Raw genomic sequence first — 19,342 nt, forward strand, 5'->3', positions numbered from 1 at the left:
CGCTGATCCGGGAGGTGATCACGGTCACGAGCGCCGCGTGCCGCGTTCGAAGCGCGGATCAGGGTGCCGTCGGGCTGAAGACCGCCGCACTGACGGAGGTGTAGGTCACGCCGTGGTCGGCCAGGGTCTCGGCGACGGTCCCGCCCGTCAAGGTGAGCGCCAGCAGCAGGTGCTCGTCACCGATCTCCCGGTCCTTGCGGGCCACCGCCACCCGGAGGGACTTCTCCAGGACGGTCTTGGCCTCCCGGGAGAAGGGCCGGCGCCCCGACGGCCGCCCGGCGTTCTCGCGGTGGGCCGCCAGCGCGCCGGCGCCATGGGTCTCTTCGACCCGCGCCACGATCGCGCCGACGTCGATGCCGAGGTCTGCCAGGGCCTCGGCATCGGCGCGGGACAACCCGGCCCGGCGCCGGGCGTCGGCCAGTGCGGCTGCCAGGAACGGGCGGCGGTCCGGCGGGCACAGCTCCCGCAGCGCTGCCGACGCCCGTGTGCCGTCCCGGTCGAGCAGGGCCAGCAGCAGGTGCTCTTCCGTGACGACCGTCGCACCGGACCGGTCCGCGTGCTCGACCGCCCCCTTCACCACGGCACGTGCGCTTTTCGTGAACCGTTCGAACATCACTGCCTCCCGTACTTCTTGTGGACGGCTTGCCGGCTGACCCCCAGCTCGGTCGCGATCTCCTGCCACGACCATCCCTGGTGACGCGCACTGCGCACCTGGACGGCTTCCAACTGTTCCAACAGCCGCCGCAGGGCGGAGACGGCCCGCAGCCCCACCCGGGGGTCGCGGTCACCCGCCCGTGCGGCGAGATCGGTCGCATCGGTCATGTTGTCAATGTAGGTTGACAGGGTCGATTGTGTCAACCGTGATTGACGGCAGGGCTCCGTGGGGCAAGGCAACAGGACACGCCTCAGCGCCTGAGGTATGCCTTTCCCATGGACCCCCGACGGCGAGCCCCCGCCCCCCGCCTGTCACGGCGCGGCGGACGGCTGCTGCTCGCCGTGCCGTTCGCACTGATCGTGGCGGTCACGGTGGTGGACATCCTGTCGCCGCCCGATGTCCACCTGGGGCCGTTCCTGATCGCGGCGCCGGCGGTGACGGCGTCGTTCGCGGGACCACGTATGACGGCCTTCGTGGGCGGGGTCGCGGTGCTCGCCGAGTCGGTGGTGGCGATCACGCGGGCCAGCCTCACGGACCTCAACCACACGTATCAGATCGTCGCGCTTGTCCTGATCTCGATCATCGCGACGTTCTTCGCCCACCTGCGGGAACGCGACGAGATCCGGGTGGCGCGGCTGCGCTCCATCGCCCACGCCGCGCAGAGCGTCGTCCTGCGTCCGCTGCCCCAACGGGCAGGACCGCTACGCATCGCCTCGGTCTACCTGGCGGCCGAGGAAGAGGCGCAGATGGGCGGCGACCTGTACGCGGCGGCCCGCACACCGTCCGGGACCCGGCTGCTGATCGGGGACGCCAGAGGCAAGGGGCTCGACGCGATCAGCGAAGCGTCACTCGTCCTGGGCGCCTTCCGGGCCATGGCCCGCCGCGAGCCGGAACTGCCGCGACTGATCGGCCACCTGGAGGCGGGAGTCGACTCGGGAGAGGAGCCGGCGGACCTGACGGATGCGGCCGACCACACGGACGAGGCCTTCGTCACCGCGCTGGTGCTCGACATCCCCGATCACGAGCCGCAGGTACGGCTCGTGAACTGCGGCCACCCGCCGCCGCTCCTTCTGCGGGACGGGCAGGTGATCCCCCTCGACACGGCCGAGCCGAGCCCTCCGCTGGGACTGTCGGACGTCCTGTTCTCCGAGGTGACGGTGGAGACTTTCCCCTTCGACGTGGGCGACGTACTCCTTCTCTACACGGACGGAGTCGTCGAGGCCCGAGACCACTCGCGCGCCTTCTACCCCCTCAGCGACCGGCTCACCGCCTGGGCCGGCGACGACCCACCGACCCTGCTCGGCCGTCTCCGCTCCGATCTGGAGGCGCACGCGGGCGGCCATCTCGGCGACGACGCGGCACTGGTGGCGATCGAACGGCTCGCGCCGGACGGGTAGGAACGGCTCGCGCCGGACGTGTAGGTGCGGAGAGGACGATGCGGGGCTGATCCGCGCTCGCGCCCGGTCTCCGTCGACGACGTGGCGGGCGGCGCGCCGGCCGGATGCCGCCTGGTCAGAGCCGGGCATCGGTCGATCGATCACTGTTCCCGCCACGCCGACAGCTCACTACCCTGCGGGGATGGAGCACGAGCAACTGCGAATGTCCGGGCTCGGGTCAGGTCCGGAGTCGATGATGCGGATCGTCGCGTACTTCGACGGGCTCGGGGAATCCGCGGCCGACGCGGACACCGTCGTCAAGCATGCCGCCGCCCTCGCCGAGTGCGGGACCGGCGGGCGGCTGCCCTCCGGCATCGTCGTCCGCTACGGCCCGCTCGGCGACCGACTCGACGGCGTGCCCCAGGTCCCGGACGCCGGCGCCCGGCCGCTCCCCGAGGCGTGGCTCGAACGCGCCGGGCCCGCGCACCCCCTGGACCAGGTGCTCCTCGACCGGCTGCTTCACGCCCTGCGCATGCTGGACGTCCGCCCGCCCGCGCGCACAGGACTGCACCTCGGCGACCCGGCCCTGGTCGAGGTCCTCCTCTCCGACGACGAGCACCGCACCGACCGCGTCCGCGCCGTCGAGCTGTCGGGCCTCGACCCGGGCCGGGACGTCCGCGTACTGGCCCTGTACGCGGATCAGGCCGGCCCGGTCGTCGAGTTGATCGAGCGCGTCTGCCCCGGGCGCCTCGTCCGCTCGGCGCCGACCGGCGGGCTGACCGCGGTCCTGACACAGACGCCGGTCGAGGACCGGCTGCTCTGCGACGCCCTGCACACCGCCCTCGCCGCCGCGGCCCCTGCGCCGCCGCGTCCCGGCGGCGGACACGGGCCGTGGATCGGCATCGGCGAGCGGATGAGCGTGTACGCGGCGCCGACGTCGTGGGCGCAGGCCCGGCGCGCGCTGCGGTTCGCGTCGTCGACCGTGTACGGGCGGCGCGCGGTGGCGTTCGGCCGGCTCGGCCCGCTGGACCTGCTCGCCGACGTGCCACTGGGCCGGCTCCTCGGGGCGCGCGGCATCGCCCGGGTCAACGCGCTGGCCGCGACGGCGACGGGCGCCCAGGACGTGGACACGCTGGAGGCGTTCTGCGTCTACGGGTCGCTGCGCAGGACTGCCTGCGAACTGCACGTCCACCACAGCACGGTGGCGAGCCGGCTCGCCCGCGTGGAGGCCGCAACGGACTGGGACCTGGGGAACTCGATCGACCGGTTCATCGCCACCCTGGTGCTGATGCTGCGCCGGATGGCACTGTCCTCGGCCGAACTCGCGGCGGCCGAGGGGGCGGACGGCGGCACGGGGCACCCCACCGGGTGAACTCCCGGACACCCGACGGGAGTCGGCCGTCCCGCCCCCATCGGCCGACGGCCGTCTGCTGCGGTGGCCGGGCGCGCTCACCACAATCGAGGCGCGGGCCCGGATCCCGGGTCGCGCCCCGCCCCTACTCCAGAACAGGAACCCCTCCATGCCTGTCATCGACCCGCAGCGCACCTGGGCGCCGCTCGAGGAGCGCCTGTCCGTCACGAAGGACGAGCGGCACCGGGTGGTGCTGAACGTGGTGATCGAGCACATGAAGGCTGAGGCCGCGCCGGACCTCGACCGGTTGATGGCGACCCTGAGTCCCACACCCGACTACCACTTCTGGAACGGCGGCCAGGACGTCGGCCCGAAGACCACCGACGGCGTGCGCACCTACTACGCGAACTTCGTCGCGTCCCGGAGCAACGTCCTCGAGTTCGCGATCGACCGACTCGTGCTCGACGACCACTGCCTGGTCACCGAGGGCTACCTGAAGCAGATCTACCCCGGCTCCTACGCGGCGCAGCTCGGCCTGCCGGTGGACGACGAGTCCGCCGACTACCTCGTCGTGAACCGCCTGCTGCTGCTGTGGCCGGTCGACGAGGACGGCCTGGTCCAGGGTGAGGACTCGTACAGCTCGGGCCCGGCGAGCATCACGAAGCTGTCGCTGGACGAACTGCCCCGGCAGTACATCGACCTGGTGCACGGCTCCCAGGACGCGCCGGCGTAGGGCCTCTCGCGCCGGGCATCGGGGGCTGGGGGAACGACTGTCCTAAGCGGTCGGGGTGGTCGGGGTGGTCTTTGACCACCTCGCCCGTACTCGTCGACGGCGCGCCCAGAACGGCGAGTCCCTCACCTGAACCACGCGCCCCGGGCCGTCCGGCCACGGCCTCGCCGCGCGTGGGTGCGTGGAGGCTGAGATGCTGGGCGTGAGGGCACTGGCCAGAGCTGGACGGACAGTGGTGATGGACCCATGACCGTGATCGACGAGCATGATCAGCACCCGGCGACCTGTTCGGGGACGGTCGATCCTTCCGGTCTCCCGTTTCTGCGGGCCCGTTTCACGCTGCCGCCGAGCCCCGAAGGGTTTCTGCGCCGCGAGCGACTGACCGAGAAGCTCGACCGGGCCTTGATCACGCCTTTGACGGTGGTCAACGGGTCGGCGGGCGCAGGCAAAACCCTTGCGGTGGCCGACTGGGCTGCGGGCCTGGACATCCCGGTCGCCTGGCTCACCGTTGACGAGGCCGACCGAGCTCCAGGACTGTTCTGGGCGTATGTCCTGGAGGCTCTGCGTGCCGCCGACGTGTCCGTGCCCGAGGAGGTCGGGAGCCCTTCCGACGCGGACAGCGTGGACCGCGGGATGCTGTCCCGCCTCGCCGCCGTACTCCAGGGCCGTGACCGCCCCGTGGTCCTCGTACTCGACGCATACGGTCGCGTCACCACGCCGGAGATCGCGGAGCAACTGGAGTTCGTCCTGCGCCATGCGGGAGAGGGACTGCGTCTGGTGCTTGCCACCCGCACCGATCCACTGCTGCTCACGCACCGCTACCGGGCGTCCGGCGAGCTGACGGAGATCCGGGACACGGAGCTTGCCTTCACCCGGGCGGAGACCGTGGAACTCCTGAGGCTGCACGGCCTGTATCCGTCCAAGAGCGCCACGCACGCCCTGACGGCGCGCACACAGGGATGGGCCGCGGGCCTGAAGCTCTGTGCCATGGCGGCCCGCCAGAGCTCGGATCCCGAGACGTATCTGAGGGAGTTCGAAGCCGGCCGGAGTGTTGTGGGCGACTTCCTCCTGGCCGAGGCTCTCGACCCGCGTCCGCCCGACACACAGGACCTGCTGCTGCGCGTCAGCGTCCTGGAGCGCTTCTGTCCTGATCTGGCGAACGCCATGACGCTCCGGACCGATGCGGAACCGACCCTGGCCGTGCTGTGCCGGGAGAACGCGTTCGTCCAGTATCTCGGGCACTCGTGGTACCGACTGCAGCCCCTGTTCAGGGAAGTCCTCCGCGCCCACCTGCGCGAGCGCGCACCGGGGCTCGAGACCGAAGTCCGCCGTCGTGCCGCGCTGTGGTTGAGGCGCGCCGGACTCCTGCCCGAAGCGCTGGCCCAGGGGGCGGCCGCAGGCGAATGGGAGTTCACCGCCGGCCTCGTCGTCGGCGACCTGGCGATCGGACAGCTGTTCACCGGCGTGCACTCCGCGGACCTGTCCCACTTGTTCGCGAGGATGAGCCCGGACGCGACGGGACCGGCGGCCGACCTCGTCCGCGCGGCCTGTGAGCTGGCGCACCGAGAGCTCGAACCGGGCCTGCATCACCTGCACCACGCGGAGGAATGCCTGGACGGGAACGGGTCCGGCCAAGGCGCGCCCTCCCTGGACGGGAACGGGTCCGGCCCTGCCGCCGCCCGGCTGAGCTGCGCCCTGCTCGAAGCTCTCTCGGCACGGCTGACCGGTTCCCCGGGCAGAGCGGAGCAGGCCGCGGAGGCGGCACAGACGCTCACCCGGGATGTCCCCGCGCGCCTTTTGGGTGAGCATCCGGAGGTCACCGCCCTCGTGCTCACTCACCTCGGCTCCGCCCGACTGTGGGCCGGCCGTTTCGAGGACGCGCGCGTTCCCCTGTCTGCGGTCGCCGGGCGCAAGGGCGGAGCCCAGATGGCGCTTCCCCGCCTGGAGTGTCTCGGCCATCTGGCGCTGATCGACTACTTGGACGGCTGGCTCGGCCGGGCGGAGAGCAGGGCACTGGAGGCCGGGCGTGAGGCGAAACGCTACGGCCTGCCCCGACGGTCGGGCTCCGGCATCGGCCAGTTGGTCCTGGCCGCTGTCCTCGTCGATCGCGACGAGCTGGATGAGGCCGAGGCCCTCCTGGATGACATGGCCGGCTCGGGCGCGCTTCTGGAGGACCCGGTGACGCAGGCCAGCAGGGCCATCATCACCGGGCGCCTGCTGCTGGCCAGGGGAGACACCCGAGCCGCGCTGGAGGCGGCGAACTCGACCGTCCCCGCGGTGGTGAACTCGCCCTGGGCGGAGGACCACGCCGCCCTCGTCACCTCCGCCGCTCATCTGGCCCTGGGCTGTCCGGAGAAGGCCGAGAAGGTGCTGGCGGGCGTGGCGGAGGACCGGCCGGCCTGTGCGATCGAGGCCGCGCGGGTGCGGCTCGCGTCGGGGCACCGCGACGACGCACTGGACATGATCGAGAGCCTGTTCGGCAGCGCCCGGCCGGGCCCGGCGGTGACAGTCCGGGCCGACCTGGTGCGTGCCCAGGCCGCGCACCAGGCAGGGGACACCGCCACGGTCCGTCGTCTCGTTTCCCAGGCACTGCTGGCCGCTCGGCGTGACCGGTTGCGTCGGCCGTTCCTGGACATCGGCCCGTGGATCCTCCCCGTACTCGACACCGACCAGTTGCGTCCTCTTGCCCAGGACTGGCTCCTGACCGGCTCCGACGGGCACGGCTCCCTCGGGCGGACCACCGTGGAACTGTCGCTGCCCGTCCTCGAGGAACTGAGCGGACGCGAGCTCGACGTCCTGCGGCGGCTGGCCCAGCTGATGTCCACGCAGGAGATCGCGGCCGATCTGTTCGTGTCCGTGAACACGGTGAAGACGCATCTCAAGGGCCTTTATCGCAAGCTGGCGGTGAACCGGCGCAGCGACGCCGTGCGCCGGGCACGGGACCTGGGACTGCTGTGACCTGACCTCGCGAAAGGCCGCGCCCGCTCGGCCCGTTCGTCTCCCCCGGAACGGGTGAGGCACCGACGGCGTTCGTCCGGTGTGATGGACGCGGCAGCAGAAACGCGCCCCTTGGGACGCGGGGCGCCGAAGGCGCCAGGCCGACTCAGAACCGGGAGCACCCCGTGTCCCACTGGCGGGCGTTGATCGTGCTCGGGGCGGCCCAGTTCCTCATGGTGCTGGACACCTCGGTCATGAACGTGTCCATCAGCAAACTCGTCGAAGACTTCGACACCGAGGTCACCGCCATCCAGGCTGTCATCACGCTCTACGCCCTGGTCATGGCCGCATTCATGATCGTCGGCGGCCGGCTGGGAGACATCTACGGGCGTCGGCGCATGTTCTTCCTGGGCCTCGCCGTGTACGGCACCGGATCGGCCCTCACCGCAGTGGCTCCCACCCTCGGGGTGCTCGCGCTCGGCTGGTCGGTGATCGAAGGACTCGGCGCCGCGATGGTGCTGCCGGCCATGGCGGCCCTCGTCGCCGAGAACTACCGGGGGCGGGACCGGGCCGTCGCCTATGGAGTCGTCGGCGGGCTCGCCGGCGCGGGCATCGCGGTCGGTCCGCTGCTGGGCGGCTGGATGACCACGTACCTCACGTGGCGGCTCGTCTTCGCCGGTGAGGTGGTCGTCGTCGTGGCCGTCCTCCTCTGCCGTCGGGTGATCAAGGAAACCCCCCGGATCGGCCCGCCCCCCAGGCTGGACGGCGTCGGCGCGGCGCTCTCGGCGTGCGGCCTTGCGCTCGGCGTGCTCGGTGTCCTGCAGAGCGGGACCTGGGGATGGGTGCAGCCCCGCAATCCGCCCTTCACCGTCCTGGGCTTCTCCCCGACCCTGTTCGTCATCGGCGCCGGAGTGGCGGTCCTGGTCCTCTTCACACACTGGGAGCGGCGCCGGGTCGCCGGCGGCACCGATCCCCTGGTGCACCTCACACTGCTGCGCCAACCCGTGCTGCGCTCCGGTCTCCTCTCGCTGCTCAGCCAGAACCTCATCCTTCTCGGCCTGTTCTTCACCATCCCGCTGTATCTCCAGGTGGTGCAGGGCTTCGACGCCTTCCAGACAGGTCTGCGCCTGCTCCCCGTGTCCGCGACCATGCTGGTCGCGTCCACGGTCGGCTCCCGCCTCGGCCGGGTCGCGGGACCACGCCGAGTGGTCCGCCTGGCCCTGGCGACACTGACCGGGGCGGTGGTGTGGCTGCTGGCCACCATCGACCCGGTGATCGACGACGCGCAGTTCGCGGCGGCCATGGCCGTGCTCGGCGTGGGCATGGGACTGATGGCGTCGCAGCTGGGCAACGTCATCCAGACCGGCGTGGGGGAGAAGGAGCGCAGTGAGGCGGGCGGGTTGCAGTTCACCGCCCAGAACCTGGGCTCCGCACTGGGCACCGCACTCATCGGTTCCCTGCTCATCGGTGCCCTGGCACAGGCTTTCACCACGCAGGTGGAGGGCGATCCACGGCTGTCGCCGGAAGCCCGGCAGCAGACGGGAGTGGCGCTGGAGGCCGGGATCTCCTTCGTCTCCACGCAGCAGGTGCGCTCGGCGGCCGAGGAGGCCGGGCTGCCGCCTGCCGAAGTCGACGCCGTCACGGACTCCTACGCCACGGCGCAGTTGCAGGGGCTGAAGACGGCGATACTGGCCACCGGAGGGATCACCCTCGCCAGCTTCCTGGTCACGAAGGGGTTGCCGACCGGACGAACGGGCGAAGCACAACCCCCTGACACCGACACCGACACCGACACCGACGCCGGAACCGACACCGACACCGACACCGACATCACCCCACAAGGGTGATTCCCCGAGGGCACGGCGCGCGGGACACTGGCTTCGAGGGGTCACACCTGCGCGTGTGAGGAGGAGCCGTGAGCGATGCGCGTTCGGCACAGCCCACCGGACCGCAGCCGGACCCCTTCGGCGCGGCCCCGGGCCCGCCGGACGAGGGTCCCGCGTTGGCGCTGGCGGCCCTCGGGCGTTCCTGGCTGTGGATCCTGGGGGCGGCCGTCACGACGTTGGTACCGGGCATCTTCGTTCTGGTCTGGCCGGACGAGACCCTGCACGTGCTGGCCGTCCTGATCGGTCTGTACCTGCTCGCGACCGGGGCCTTCCGTTTCGTGTCGTCCTTTTCCCAGGAGGGACACGGACAGCGGCTGACCGGGCTGCTGCTCGCCGTGCTGTACGTCCTGGCCGGTGTGCTGTGCCTGCGTAACCCGTTGCAGACCATCGCGGCACTGTCGCTGGTCGTCGGGGCCGTCTGGCTGGTGTCCGGTGTCATCACCCTTCACACGGCTCTGGCCACCAAGGATCTGCCGCACCGTGGCTTCGTCCTCGCCGTGGCGGTGCTAGGCATCGTGGCGGGGATCGTCGTACTGGCTCTGCCGGCCGAGTCGGCCCACGCGTTGACCCGTCTGCTGGGGCTGTGGATGGTGCTGCTCGGTCTGTGCGAGCTGGCGGCCGCCCTCGCATGGCGGGCCGCGGTCCGCAAGGCCGGAGCCCCGATGCCCGGCGGACCCACCGAGACTGTCTGAGAACCCGCTCGATCCGCCGAACCCCCTCGATCCGCCGACGGCACGCATGCCTCACCCGCTTTGGGTGAGGCGCCCCGGCCTTTGCCGTGGGCACGCTGAGAGCGGCACAAAACCACCTTCCGGGAGCGTGTCCGCGACGGAGGCGCGTCCGGGTTGGAGGAGAGATATGAGCGCGCAGACCGTTCTCGCGTACGACTTTCCGCTGCTGAGCGCCTTCTGGACGATGCTGTGGTTCTTCCTGTGGATCATGTGGTTCGTCCTGCTCTTCAAGGTCGTCGTCGACATCTTCCGCGACGACTCGCTGAGCGGCTGGGGGAAGGCCGGCTGGCTGGTCTTCGCCTGCGTCCTGCCCTTCCTGGGCGTGTTCGTCTATGTGATCACCCGCGGCAAGGACATGGGCAAGCGGGAGTTGGCACAGGCACGCGCACAGCAGGAAGCGATGGACAAGTACATCCGGGAAACCGCCCGGGGTGGCGAAGGCGGGGCGAGCAGTGTCGACGAACTCGCCCGGCTGTCGGAGATCCGTGCGCGGGGCGACATCACGGACGAGGAGTTCAAGAAGGCGAAGGAAATGGTCCTGGCCGGGTCGGGTACCTCCGGGCACTCAGGCGACGGACACGCCAAGTCCGGTGGCTGAGCGCGGTCAGACACACGCAGTCAGGAACCTCGGACGACCCTCACTCCACCCAACCGAAATGAGGTATCCCGGATGACCGCCGTACATCCCGGACACGCGCACACAGCGAAGCAGCACTGGGCCTCGGGCCTGACGGTCTTCGCCGGAGTCTCGCTCATGATCGTCGGAGTCCTCGCCATCATGAGAGGCATCGCGGCGATCGCCAAGGACGACATCTTCGTCACGACGAGGAACTACACCTACGCGTTCGACCTGACCAGCTGGGGCTGGATCCACCTCGCCCTCGGCGTGGTCGGTGTGATCGTCGGAATCGGGCTGTTCCAGGCGTCGGTGTGGGCACGCGTGGCCGGTGTGGCCATCGCGGCTCTCGTCATCATCGCCAACTTCCTCTCCCTGCCGTACTACCCGGCCTGGTCGATCGTGATGATCGCAGCCTCCGGCTTCGTCATCTGGGCGCTGTGCGTGGCGAAGAAGGACGAGTCCTTCGACTCGTCGGAGAAACCACCGCGGGCAGCGTGACCCGCCGGGATCAGGAGACCCGAGCGCGCCAACTTCCCCTCTCCGCCTACGACTTTGGACCGTCGGCGTTCGCCGAGAGTACTGTGCCGACGTGCCGGTGATCGGCGACATGGTCCGGGCCGTGCGTCCGAGGGGGAGTTGGCGTGGCGAAGGAAGCGGCGAGCGATGTGCGGGATGCCGGGGCGGAGGCCGACGGCCCGAGACCGGGGCACCGCCCGAGCCTGTGGCGGCAGCGGGACTTCATGCTGCTGTGGAGCGGCCAGACGGTCAGTGAGATGGGTTCGGCGGTCGCCCAGGTCGCGCTGCCCCTGGTCGCGGTCGTCGCGCTGAAGGCGAGCACGTTCCAGGTCGGGCTGCTGACCGCCGCCACCACGCTGGCCTTCGCGCTGATCGCGTTGCCCGCGGGCGCGCTCGTGGACCGCGGCTCCAAACGCACCATCATGATCGTCTGCGACGTCCTCCGCCTGCTGATCATCGGCTCGGTCCCGCTCGCGGCCGCGTTCGGCAGCCTGACGATGGCGCAGCTCTACGCCGTCGCGGTCGCCGCCGGTGTGTGCACCGTGTTCTTCGACGTCTCGTACCAGAGTTACGTGCCGTCACTCATCAGCGCCGATCACCTGATGGACGCCAACGGAAAGCTCGGGACCACCCAGGCGTTCGCGCAACTCGGGGGACCGAGCCTGGGCGGGGGACTGGTCGGGCTTTTCGGCGCCGCGGGGGCGATGACGGCCGACGCGATCTCCTACGGGGTCTCGGTCCTGTCGGTCTTCGGGATCAGGACCCGTGAGGAGCCGCCGTCGGCGCGGGGAGCGGACCAGACGCTGCGGAGCCAGATCGCCGAGGGGCTGAGGTTCGTCCTCCGGCACGAGATCCTGCGCAGGATCGTGGCGTGCACGGCCACCGCGAACCTGTTCAGCGGCATGAGCATGGCGCTCACGATGGTCTTCCTCGTCCGGGTGCTGCACGTGCGTCCCGCGCTCACGGGCCTGGTCATGGCGGGCGCGGCCATCGGCGGGATCGCCGGGGGAGTGCTCGCGGGCCGACTCGCCGAGAAGGTCGGATCCGCGCGCGTCATCTGGGTGTCGATGCTGGTGTTCAGCGCGCCGCAGGTCGTCGCGGCGGCTGCCTGGCGCGGCTGGGGAGTGCTGCTGTACCCGCTGGGCTCGGGCATCGCGTACTTCGCCGGGATGGTGTACAACGTCGCGCAGCTCAGCTACCGGCAATCGGTGACACCGCCGGAGCTGATGGGCCGGATGAACGCGGCCGTGCGCTGGGTCGTATGGGGCACGCTGCCGGTCGGCGGGGTCCTGGGCGGGGCGCTCGGCACGCTGATCGGGGTGCGGCCCGCGCTCTGGCTGGCCTTCACCGGCGCGTGGGCGGCCGGCTGGTTCGTTTTCCTCTCCCCGCTCCGCCACTTGCGCGACGTTCCCCAACTTGCCCCCGATTCCAGCCCCGTTGCGACGAGTTGACGTCACCGTGTCTTTGTCCCGTCAAGCCGCTCACTCCCCAGCCCTTCACGGACTCGCGGGCGGCTGAACCCCCAACTGGTCCTGTTCCCCACCCGGTTGGCACGAGGCGTTCATCAGCACTTCCCCCGCCGCCGTCCGCTCGTACAGCACGGACCGCCCGGCTCGTCGCCGCCGCACCAGGCCCGCGTCCAGCAGCACCCGCAGATGCCCGCCCACCGACCCGAGCCCCTGCCCGGTGACGGCGACCAGATGGGTCGTGCTCATGGGAGTTCCGAGCAGTGACAGCAGCGCGGCTCGCGCCGGCCCGACGAGTGCGCCGAGTCCGGACGGGACGGGGCGTCTGTCGTGATCCTCGGCGAGCACGCCGAGACACGGGTAGACGACCGCGTACCGCTCCTTCCCCTCCCACGACACCCAACTGGTCCTCGGCGTCACCGGCATGAACAGCAGATCCGCCCCGGCAGCGATCTCCCGCGGCGGATAAGCGCTCTGGTTGACCTGGAAGCGGCTCTCGCCGAGCCAGCGCGTGCCGGGTTTGAGCGAGTCGAGCACGGCTGCCCAGCCTCCCTGGTTCACCCGAGCGGTCCGCGCGATCACATCGGCCTCCAGGATCCGCCGTCGCCGCTCCCAGTACGGCCGCACGGCCTCCTCCCAGACGTACGTCAACAGCGAGGTCGCCCGTCCGGGCAGATCGTCTCGCTCCAGAGTGGCGGGGAGCGGGCCCTTGAGGCATACGCGGAGGTCGGCCCGTGCCTCCTCGGCCCCGGCCGCCCGCACCCGGGCCACGGTCTCCTCGAAGCTCTCCCCCTCGCACGAGGTGGGGCAGAAGAAGTCGGCGATCCAGGACGTCCCGATCGCCACCTGCACGAGCCGTGCGACCACCGGGTCGGCGGCGAGATACGCGCGGTAGCCGGGCAGGTGCGCGCGTAACCACGTCTCCTCGCCCGCGTGGGCGCCGGTACCCGCGTGCAGCAGCTTCAGGCTCGCGAACGTCTCGGCGAACGGGGAGAGCACGAATCGGCTGTGCGCAAGGGTGTCCGTGTCGATCTGCCACAAGCCCATCCGTACGACCTTTCGTGTGTCGGCGAAACAATACCCACGCGCCCGGGCAGCCCCGAGACTCCGGCCCATGCGCAGCTACCGAACCTTGTTCCGCACCGCGGAGTTCACCCCGTTCCTGCTCTCCTTCGCCGCCTCCGCCGCCGCCCAGACCGTCGGCGGTCTGGCCCTGGGCACGCTGGTCTTCCGGGCCACCGGATCCCCGCTCCTGACGGCGGTGAGCATGTTCGGCCCGCAGCTCGCGCAGTTGCTGGGCGGCGCGCTCCTGCTCTCGGGCGCCGACCGCCTGCCCCCGCGGGCGACCCTCACCGCCCTCGCCCTCGCCTTCGCGGCCGGTACGGCGGCTCTCGCGCTGCCCGGCCTGCCGGTCTGGGCGGTCTTCGCCGTCATCCTGGGGCAGGGCCTGGTCGCGTCGCTCGGCGGTGGAGTGCGCGGAGGCCTGCTGAACGAGATCCTCCCCAACGACGGCTACGTCCTGGGCCGTTCGGTGTTCAACATGCTCTGGGGCCTGGTGCAGATGGCCGGATTCGCGGCAGGCGGCGTACTGCTGGCGTTCCTGTCCCCGCGAACATGCCTGCTCCTGGCGGCCGCGCTGTACGTTCTGTCGGCCCTCGTCACGCGCCTGGGACTGACGGCACGCGCGCCGCGCTCCACCGGCAGGCCGTCCCTCGCGGCGACCTGGCGCACCAACGCCCTGCTGTGGTCCTCACGCCCCCGCCGCCTCACCTACCTGGGCCTGTGGATCCCCAACGGCCTGATCGTCGGCAGCGATTCCCTCTATGTCTCCTACGCCCCCGGCGCCGCCGGCACCCTGTACGCGTGCGGCGCACTGGGCATGCTCGTCGGCGACATGACGGTGGGCCGACTGGTCCCGCCGGCACTGCGTCCCCGTCTCGCGACCCCGCTGCGCCTGCTGCTGGCGATTCCTTACCTGTTCTTCGTCCTGCGGCCGGGAGTGGCGGTGTCGGCGGTGGCCGTCACCGTGGCCTCCGTCGGTTTCGCCGCGAGCCTGGTCCTGCAGGAACGCCTGATGTCCCAGCTCCCCGACGGCCTCGCGGGCCAGGCCCTCGGCCTGCACGCCACCGGTATGTCCGCTCTGCAGGGCGTCGGCGCCGTCCTCGCAGGTTCGCTGGCCCAACTGACCACGCCCGCCACGGCGATGACCCTGATGGCGACCGCATCGGTCACCGTGACGCTGGCCCTTGCGGCACTGGGAAAGCGCGAGGAGCGACAACTGGTCGTCCCTGTTCCGGGCATGGGCATCGTCGATCAGGTTGTACGAAAGAGCGATCGATAGGCATCCACATCGACGTTGCTGCCGCACACGATGGTGACTACGTGTCGTCCGGCGAAGCGGTCACGGTCTTCCAGGATCGCCGCGATACCGAGCGCGGCCGACGGCTCGACGACGAGACCGGCGTCGTCGAGGAGCATCCGCATGCCGGCGATGATCGACGTCTCCTGGACCAGAACGGCATCGTCGGCCACGAGGAGGAGGTCGTTCAGGACAGCTGGGATGGGCCGCCGGGCGGCGACGCCGTCAGTGATGGTGTCGGTCGAGTCGGTGCAGACGACGCGCCGCAGGCGCCACGAGTGTGTCATCGCCGGGGCGCCCAGCGGCTGAACGCAGATCACCTCGACATGGGGCGCCGCGGCCTTCATCACATGCCCCACACCGGTGGCCAGCGCCCCTCCGCCGAGAGCGATCAGGACGGTGTCGAAGGGCGGGCCGCTCTCGCGCGACGGCACGCTCTCGAACGATGGCGTGCTCTCGAACGACGGCACGGCGTGCAGCAGCTCCAGGCCGATGGTCGCCGCGCCCTCGCAGGTCTCGATGTCCAGGCTGTCCTCGACCAGTCGGATGCCGCGGCCCCGCGCGATGGCCGCCGCCCGCTCACGAGCCACATCGAAGTCGCCGTCCACCAGCTCCAGGCTGGCGTCCAACGCGCGGATGCGATCGAGCTTGACCGCAGGCGCGGAGCGGGATGCCACGACCGTCACGTCGAGACCCCGGCCGCGACCGGACCAGGCGAGGGCCTGGCCAAGGTTGCCGGCGCTGGCACACACCACGGCTCGCGAGCCGCTTGCGGCGAGCCGGCTCGCGACGACCTCGGTGCCACGGGCCTTGAAGCTGCGGACCGGGTTCGCCGTTTCGAGCTTGATGCTCACCTTGCACCCGAGGCCGGGCTCCAGCGCCTCGCAGCGATACAGCGGGGTGTCGAGAAAAATCGGGTCGATCACCTGGCGGGCCGCCCGGATCCGAGCGATGTCGAGGCGCGTCTCCTGCACGGTCCGGCAGTCTAGCGCCGGGGGTGGCCGGCTGTGGGCGACGCGGACCCAACTCGGCCAGTGGGGCGTCAGGTTGAGCGCGGACGCAGGCGCGGGCGCAGGCAGCGGTGGCGGGGACTGGAGGCGGCGCCCGAACCAGAACACCGAACCAGAGCGCAGAACGACAAAGGCAGGGAGATCTGTCTCCCTGCCGCTCTCAACTTATAGCGCACCGGGGGGCTTGCGGCAAGGCCCGGGTGGTGGCGCAGAATCATCGGCCGAGGCCACCACCTGGGGAAATGAGGGGCACATAGTGCGTGTGTTGGTGCCAGTGGTCACGTCGGCCACCTGGCCGGCCGAGTCGGTGGTTCGATCGGCCAGTGCAAGGCAAGGCAAGGCAAGGCAAGGCAAGGCAAGGCAAGGCAATGCGGTGCGGAGCGCAGCGGAGCAGGACGGCCCCGGAGGTGTCGCGGTGAGCGAGCAGTACGTGTTGGACCTTCAGGAGATCGACGAGTCTCAGGTCGCGGTCGTCGGGGGGAAGGGCGCGCACCTGGGCGCGCTGTCGCGGATCGAAGGCATCCGCGTACCGGCGGGCTTTTGTGTGACGACGGATGCCTTCCGGGCGGTCATGGCGGAGGCGCCGTCAGTCGACGAGCTGCTCGATCAGCTGTCGCGCCTGGACTCGGATGACCGGGAGGCGATCCGCGGGCTGAGCGCGGAGATCCGCCGGGCCATCGAGGGAATCAGCATTCCGGACGATCTCGCGTCGGCGATCACCAGGGCGCTCGCCCCGTTCGGAGAGGGGACCGCCTACGCCGTCCGTTCCAGCGCCACCGCGGAGGACCTGCCGACGGCCTCCTTCGCCGGGCAGCAGGACACGTACCTGAACGTTGTGGGGCCGGCGGCGGTCCTCGAACATGTCAGCCGGTGCTGGGCCTCGCTGTTCACCGAGCGGGCCGTGACGTACCGCCGGCGGAACGGTATCGACCACCGCACGGTCCACATGGCCGTAGTCGTGCAGCAGATGGTCTTCCCGCATGCGTCCGGCATCCTGTTCACGGCCGACCCCGTCACGGGCAACCGGAAGGTGGCCACCGTGGACGCCGGCTTCGGCCTCGGTGAGGCCCTGGTCTCCGGCCTGGTGAACCCGGACGTCTTCAAGGTGCGACACGGCGAAGTCGTCGCCAGGACCATCGCCGCCAAACAGCGTGCCGTCGAGGCCGTGCCGGCCGGCGGTACGCAGGAAGTGGCGATCGAGGCGCAGCGGCAGGAACAGCCGGCGCTGACCGACGAGCAGGTCGTGCGGCTCGTGCAGCTCGGGCGGCGGATCGAAGCGGACTTCGGCCGCCCGCAGGACATCGAGTGGTGCCTGGTCGACGACGACTTCCAGATCGTCCAGAGCCGGCCGATCACGACGCTCTTCCCCATCCCCGTCCCCGAGAGCGGCGACCAGGACAATCACGTGTACGTCTCCGTCGGTCATCAGCAGATGATGACCGACGCCATGAAGCCGCTCGGGCTCTCCCTGTGGCAGCTGACGGCCATGGTGCCCATGCAGGAGGCAGGCGGGAGGCTGTTCGTCGACGTCACCCGGCGCCTGGCCTCGCCCGCGAGCCGCGCCGCGCTCCTGGACGTCATCGGGAGAGGCGATCCGCTGGTCAGGGACGCGCTGGAGACGGTCCTCTACCGGGACGACTTCGTGGCGCCGTTCCCGGACGTGGTTCCTGGCAGGCCCCCGGCCGCCGGCGGTGCGCCGGCCCCGATCGAGACCGATCCGGCCATCGTCACCGAGCTGATCGAACGGAGCCGGACGTCCGTCGACGCCCTGGAACGCGACATCCGGAAGAAGACAGGACCGGAGCTGTTCGACTTCCTGCTGGAGGCTTTTGAGGAGCACAAACGCGTCCTCAGCGACCCGCTGAGCATGCAGGCGATCATGGCGGGTATGGAGGCCACGTGGTGGCTCAACGACAAACTGCAGGACTGGCTGGGCGAGAAGAACGCGGCTGACACGCTCACCCTGTCCGCCCCCGACAACATCACGTCGGAGATGGGACTTGAGCTGCTCGACGTCGCGGACGTGATCCGCCGGCATCCGGAGGTGGTGGCGTTCCTGCAGGGCGTCGAGGACGACAGCTTCCTGGACGAGCTGGCGAAGCTCGCGGGCGGGACCGAAGCGCGTGCCGCCATCGAGTCCTACCTCGACCGGTACGGCATGCGCTGCGTCGGCGAGATCGACGTCACGAGGCCACGTTGGCGCGAGCGCCCCGCCACGCTGGTGCCCGTGATCCTCGACAACGTCAGGAACTTCGAGCCGGGCGCCGCCGGGCGGCGCTTCGAGGAAGGGCGGCAGAAGGCGGAGAGGAAGGAACAGGACGTGCTGTCCCGCTTGCGGGTCCTGCCGGACGGGGACCGGAAGGCCGACGAGGCCAAGCGGATGATCGACCGGGTCCGGACCTTCATCGGGTACCGGGAGTACCCGAAGTACGGCATCATCAGCCGCTACTTCGCCTACAAGCAGGCCCTGTTGGAGGAGGCCGAGCGCCTTGTGCAGGGCGGTGTGCTCGCTGAGGCGGAGGACGTCTTCTACCTCACGTTCGAGGAGTTCCACGACGCCGTGCGCTCCAACGAGGTGGATGGCCGGCTCATCGAGCAGCGCAAGGACGCGTTCCGGTCGTACCAGGCGCTCACACCGCCCCGCGTTCTCACCTCGGACGGTGAGGCCGTCACCGGGGCGTACCGGCGTGACGACGTGCCGGCCGGTGCCCTGGTCGGCCTGCCGGTTTCCGCCGGCACCGTCGAGGGAAGGGCGCGCGTCATCCTCGACATGGCGGATGCCGATCTCGAAGCGGGCGACATCCTGGTCACGACCTTCACGGACCCCAGCTGGTCGCCCCTGTTCGTCGGGATCGCCGGCCTGGTGACGGAGGTGGGCGGCCTGATGACCCATGGCGCGGTGATCGCCCGGGAGTACGGCTTGCCGGCCGTTGTTGGCGTCGAGCAGGCCACCCGGCTGATCCGGGACGGTCAGCGGATCCGCGTACACGGAACCGACGGGTACATCGAGATCCTGCCCTGACCGCCCATGAAGTGGTGGCCGGGGGCCCACCCGCCCACGCCGCACTGCGACGCCTCACCGCCGGTCTCGGCCCCGGCCGCCGATGACCCCGTGCCATGGCAGCCGCCGCCGCACAGTGCCGCTCGCCGCCGGCCGGACGTGTCACTGCGTTCTTCACGACCGGTGAACGTGCAGCATGAGGGGCTCGGACCAACAGCACGGATGCCGATCGCCCGCGGGCCCGGTCGTCGTGCCGTGCCGGATCATCTCGCGGAGGATTCATGGCCTTGCTGAAGAGGTACGCGGTAGTGGCGCCCCTGGCCGCAGCGTTGCTGCTGGTGCCGGTCGGGCCGGGATCGGCAGCTTCCTATCCGACAAGCAAGTACAAGGTCGCCTTCGGCCAGACGTACACCAAGGGAAGCCTGAGCTGGTACGGGCGTTCGGTGTTGCTCAAGGGGGAGCAGAAGTCGGTCAGCAAGTCGAGCTGCCGTCTCACCTACGTGGCCGCCTTTCGCTCGGACGGTGGCCCCAACTACACCAGGCTGAGCGAGCGCACCACCAAGCCGGTGTGCGGCAGGTCGAGGAGCATCTCGGTGACCCTGCCCGCGAACGTCGCCGGGGGAGCGGACTTCGTCTTCATCTGTCTGGACAACATCCCCAACCACCAGCGCTGCGAGACCTTCGACCGACCCTGAAGCGGGTGCG

16 protein-coding genes are annotated in these 19,342 nt (G+C 70.6%); 12 read left to right on the forward strand and 4 right to left on the reverse strand.

Annotation, left to right across the window (positions count from 1 at the left end; translation table 11 throughout):
* Window positions 1–58: 58 nt before the first annotated feature.
* Together EOT10_RS07555 and EOT10_RS07560 are read right to left on the reverse strand one after the other, a co-directional pair.
* Window positions 59–613, reverse strand: coding sequence for a Clp protease N-terminal domain-containing protein (locus EOT10_RS07555; protein WP_127827259.1), 555 nt, complete (start codon window positions 611–613; stop codon window positions 59–61).
* Entirely contained in the window at window positions 613–822 is a 210-nt protein-coding gene (locus EOT10_RS07560) for a helix-turn-helix domain-containing protein (protein ID WP_043228359.1), read from the reverse strand. The genes EOT10_RS07555 and EOT10_RS07560 overlap by 1 nt, the downstream gene beginning before the upstream one ends.
* Before the next feature lie 108 nt (window positions 823–930).
* Here EOT10_RS07560 and EOT10_RS07565 point away from each other — a divergent pair, with 108 nt between their 5' ends.
* From EOT10_RS07565 to EOT10_RS07605, 9 genes are all read left to right on the forward strand, one after another.
* On the forward strand, window positions 931–2,052 hold the full coding sequence (locus tag EOT10_RS07565; RefSeq protein WP_127827260.1) for a PP2C family protein-serine/threonine phosphatase: 1,122 nt from the start codon (window positions 931–933) through the stop codon (window positions 2,050–2,052).
* A 181-nt stretch (window positions 2,053–2,233) separates the two neighbouring features.
* Window positions 2,234–3,403 (forward strand): PucR family transcriptional regulator, encoded by a 1,170-nt coding sequence (locus tag EOT10_RS07570; protein WP_127827261.1) that lies wholly within the window; start codon window positions 2,234–2,236, stop codon window positions 3,401–3,403.
* A 148-nt stretch (window positions 3,404–3,551) separates the two neighbouring features.
* Window positions 3,552–4,115: a nuclear transport factor 2 family protein gene (locus EOT10_RS07575; RefSeq protein WP_127827262.1), complete on the forward strand. Its 564-nt coding sequence runs from the start codon at window positions 3,552–3,554 to the stop codon at window positions 4,113–4,115.
* A 243-nt stretch (window positions 4,116–4,358) separates the two neighbouring features.
* Window positions 4,359–7,070, forward strand: coding sequence for a winged helix-turn-helix domain-containing protein (locus tag EOT10_RS07580; protein WP_127827263.1), 2,712 nt, complete (start codon window positions 4,359–4,361; stop codon window positions 7,068–7,070).
* A gap of 164 nt (window positions 7,071–7,234) precedes the next feature.
* Window positions 7,235–8,896: an MFS transporter gene (locus EOT10_RS07585; protein WP_127827264.1), complete on the forward strand. Its 1,662-nt coding sequence runs from the start codon at window positions 7,235–7,237 to the stop codon at window positions 8,894–8,896.
* Window positions 8,897–8,964: 68 nt separating this feature from the next.
* Window positions 8,965–9,627: an HdeD family acid-resistance protein gene (locus EOT10_RS07590; RefSeq protein ID WP_127827265.1), complete on the forward strand. Its 663-nt coding sequence runs from the start codon at window positions 8,965–8,967 to the stop codon at window positions 9,625–9,627.
* Between the two features lie 166 nt (window positions 9,628–9,793).
* Window positions 9,794–10,264 carry an SHOCT domain-containing protein gene (locus tag EOT10_RS07595; RefSeq protein ID WP_127827266.1) on the forward strand — a complete coding sequence of 157 codons (471 nt, stop codon included), beginning with the start codon at window positions 9,794–9,796 and terminating at the stop codon, window positions 10,262–10,264.
* A 72-nt stretch (window positions 10,265–10,336) separates the two neighbouring features.
* Window positions 10,337–10,783: a DUF7144 family membrane protein gene (locus tag EOT10_RS07600; RefSeq protein ID WP_127827267.1), complete on the forward strand. Its 447-nt coding sequence runs from the start codon at window positions 10,337–10,339 to the stop codon at window positions 10,781–10,783.
* Between the two features lie 143 nt (window positions 10,784–10,926).
* A complete protein-coding gene (locus EOT10_RS07605; RefSeq protein WP_223280864.1) occupies window positions 10,927–12,252 on the forward strand; it encodes an MFS transporter in 1,326 nt (441 codons plus the stop codon).
* 45 nt (window positions 12,253–12,297) lie between these two features.
* Here EOT10_RS07605 and EOT10_RS07610 read toward each other — a convergent pair whose 3' ends face one another.
* A complete protein-coding gene (locus tag EOT10_RS07610; RefSeq protein ID WP_127827268.1) occupies window positions 12,298–13,314 on the reverse strand; it encodes an ArsR/SmtB family transcription factor in 1,017 nt (338 codons plus the stop codon).
* Between the two features lie 67 nt (window positions 13,315–13,381).
* On the opposite strand from EOT10_RS07610, the gene EOT10_RS07615 reads away from it, so the two are divergent.
* Window positions 13,382–14,608 carry an MFS transporter gene (locus EOT10_RS07615; protein WP_127827269.1) on the forward strand — a complete coding sequence of 409 codons (1,227 nt, stop codon included), beginning with the start codon at window positions 13,382–13,384 and terminating at the stop codon, window positions 14,606–14,608.
* On the opposite strand, the gene EOT10_RS07620 is transcribed toward EOT10_RS07615, so the two are convergent.
* Window positions 14,581–15,600 (reverse strand): threonine ammonia-lyase, encoded by a 1,020-nt coding sequence (locus tag EOT10_RS07620; RefSeq protein WP_127827270.1) that lies wholly within the window; start codon window positions 15,598–15,600, stop codon window positions 14,581–14,583. The genes EOT10_RS07615 and EOT10_RS07620 overlap by 28 nt on opposite strands.
* A gap of 451 nt (window positions 15,601–16,051) precedes the next feature.
* Here EOT10_RS07620 and rph point away from each other — a divergent pair, with 451 nt between their 5' ends.
* Together rph and EOT10_RS07630 are read left to right on the forward strand one after the other, a co-directional pair.
* Entirely contained in the window at window positions 16,052–18,658 is a 2,607-nt protein-coding gene (gene rph / locus EOT10_RS07625) for a rifamycin-inactivating phosphotransferase (protein WP_127827271.1), read from the forward strand.
* A gap of 260 nt (window positions 18,659–18,918) precedes the next feature.
* Window positions 18,919–19,332: a hypothetical protein gene (locus tag EOT10_RS07630; protein WP_127827272.1), complete on the forward strand. Its 414-nt coding sequence runs from the start codon at window positions 18,919–18,921 to the stop codon at window positions 19,330–19,332.
* Window positions 19,333–19,342 lie beyond the last annotated feature (10 nt).

The sequence above is a fragment of the Streptomyces antnestii genome, from assembly GCF_004005495.1.
In the GTDB taxonomy this organism is placed as follows: Bacteria; Actinomycetota; Actinomycetes; order Streptomycetales; family Streptomycetaceae; genus Streptomyces; species Streptomyces antnestii.

Excerpts from the sequence above, each read along its gene's own strand:
- EOT10_RS07560 (WP_043228359.1), bottom strand. The coding sequence starts at position 822 with ATGACCGATGCGACCGATCTCGCCGCACGGGCGGGTGACCGCGACCCC.
- EOT10_RS07610 (WP_127827268.1), bottom strand. The coding sequence starts at position 13,314 with ATGGGCTTGTGGCAGATCGACACGGACACCCTTGCGCACAGCCGATTC.
- EOT10_RS07575 (WP_127827262.1), top strand. The coding sequence starts at position 3,552 with ATGCCTGTCATCGACCCGCAGCGCACCTGGGCGCCGCTCGAGGAGCGC.
- EOT10_RS07565 (WP_127827260.1), top strand. The coding sequence starts at position 931 with ATGGACCCCCGACGGCGAGCCCCCGCCCCCCGCCTGTCACGGCGCGGC.
- EOT10_RS07580 (WP_127827263.1), top strand. The coding sequence starts at position 4,359 with ATGACCGTGATCGACGAGCATGATCAGCACCCGGCGACCTGTTCGGGG.
- EOT10_RS07600 (WP_127827267.1), top strand. The coding sequence starts at position 10,337 with ATGACCGCCGTACATCCCGGACACGCGCACACAGCGAAGCAGCACTGG.
- EOT10_RS07555 (WP_127827259.1), bottom strand. The coding sequence starts at position 613 with ATGTTCGAACGGTTCACGAAAAGCGCACGTGCCGTGGTGAAGGGGGCG.
- EOT10_RS07630 (WP_127827272.1), top strand. The coding sequence starts at position 18,919 with ATGGCCTTGCTGAAGAGGTACGCGGTAGTGGCGCCCCTGGCCGCAGCG.
- EOT10_RS07615 (WP_127827269.1), top strand. The coding sequence starts at position 13,382 with ATGCGCAGCTACCGAACCTTGTTCCGCACCGCGGAGTTCACCCCGTTC.
- EOT10_RS07570 (WP_127827261.1), top strand. The coding sequence starts at position 2,234 with ATGGAGCACGAGCAACTGCGAATGTCCGGGCTCGGGTCAGGTCCGGAG.
- EOT10_RS07595 (WP_127827266.1), top strand. The coding sequence starts at position 9,794 with ATGAGCGCGCAGACCGTTCTCGCGTACGACTTTCCGCTGCTGAGCGCC.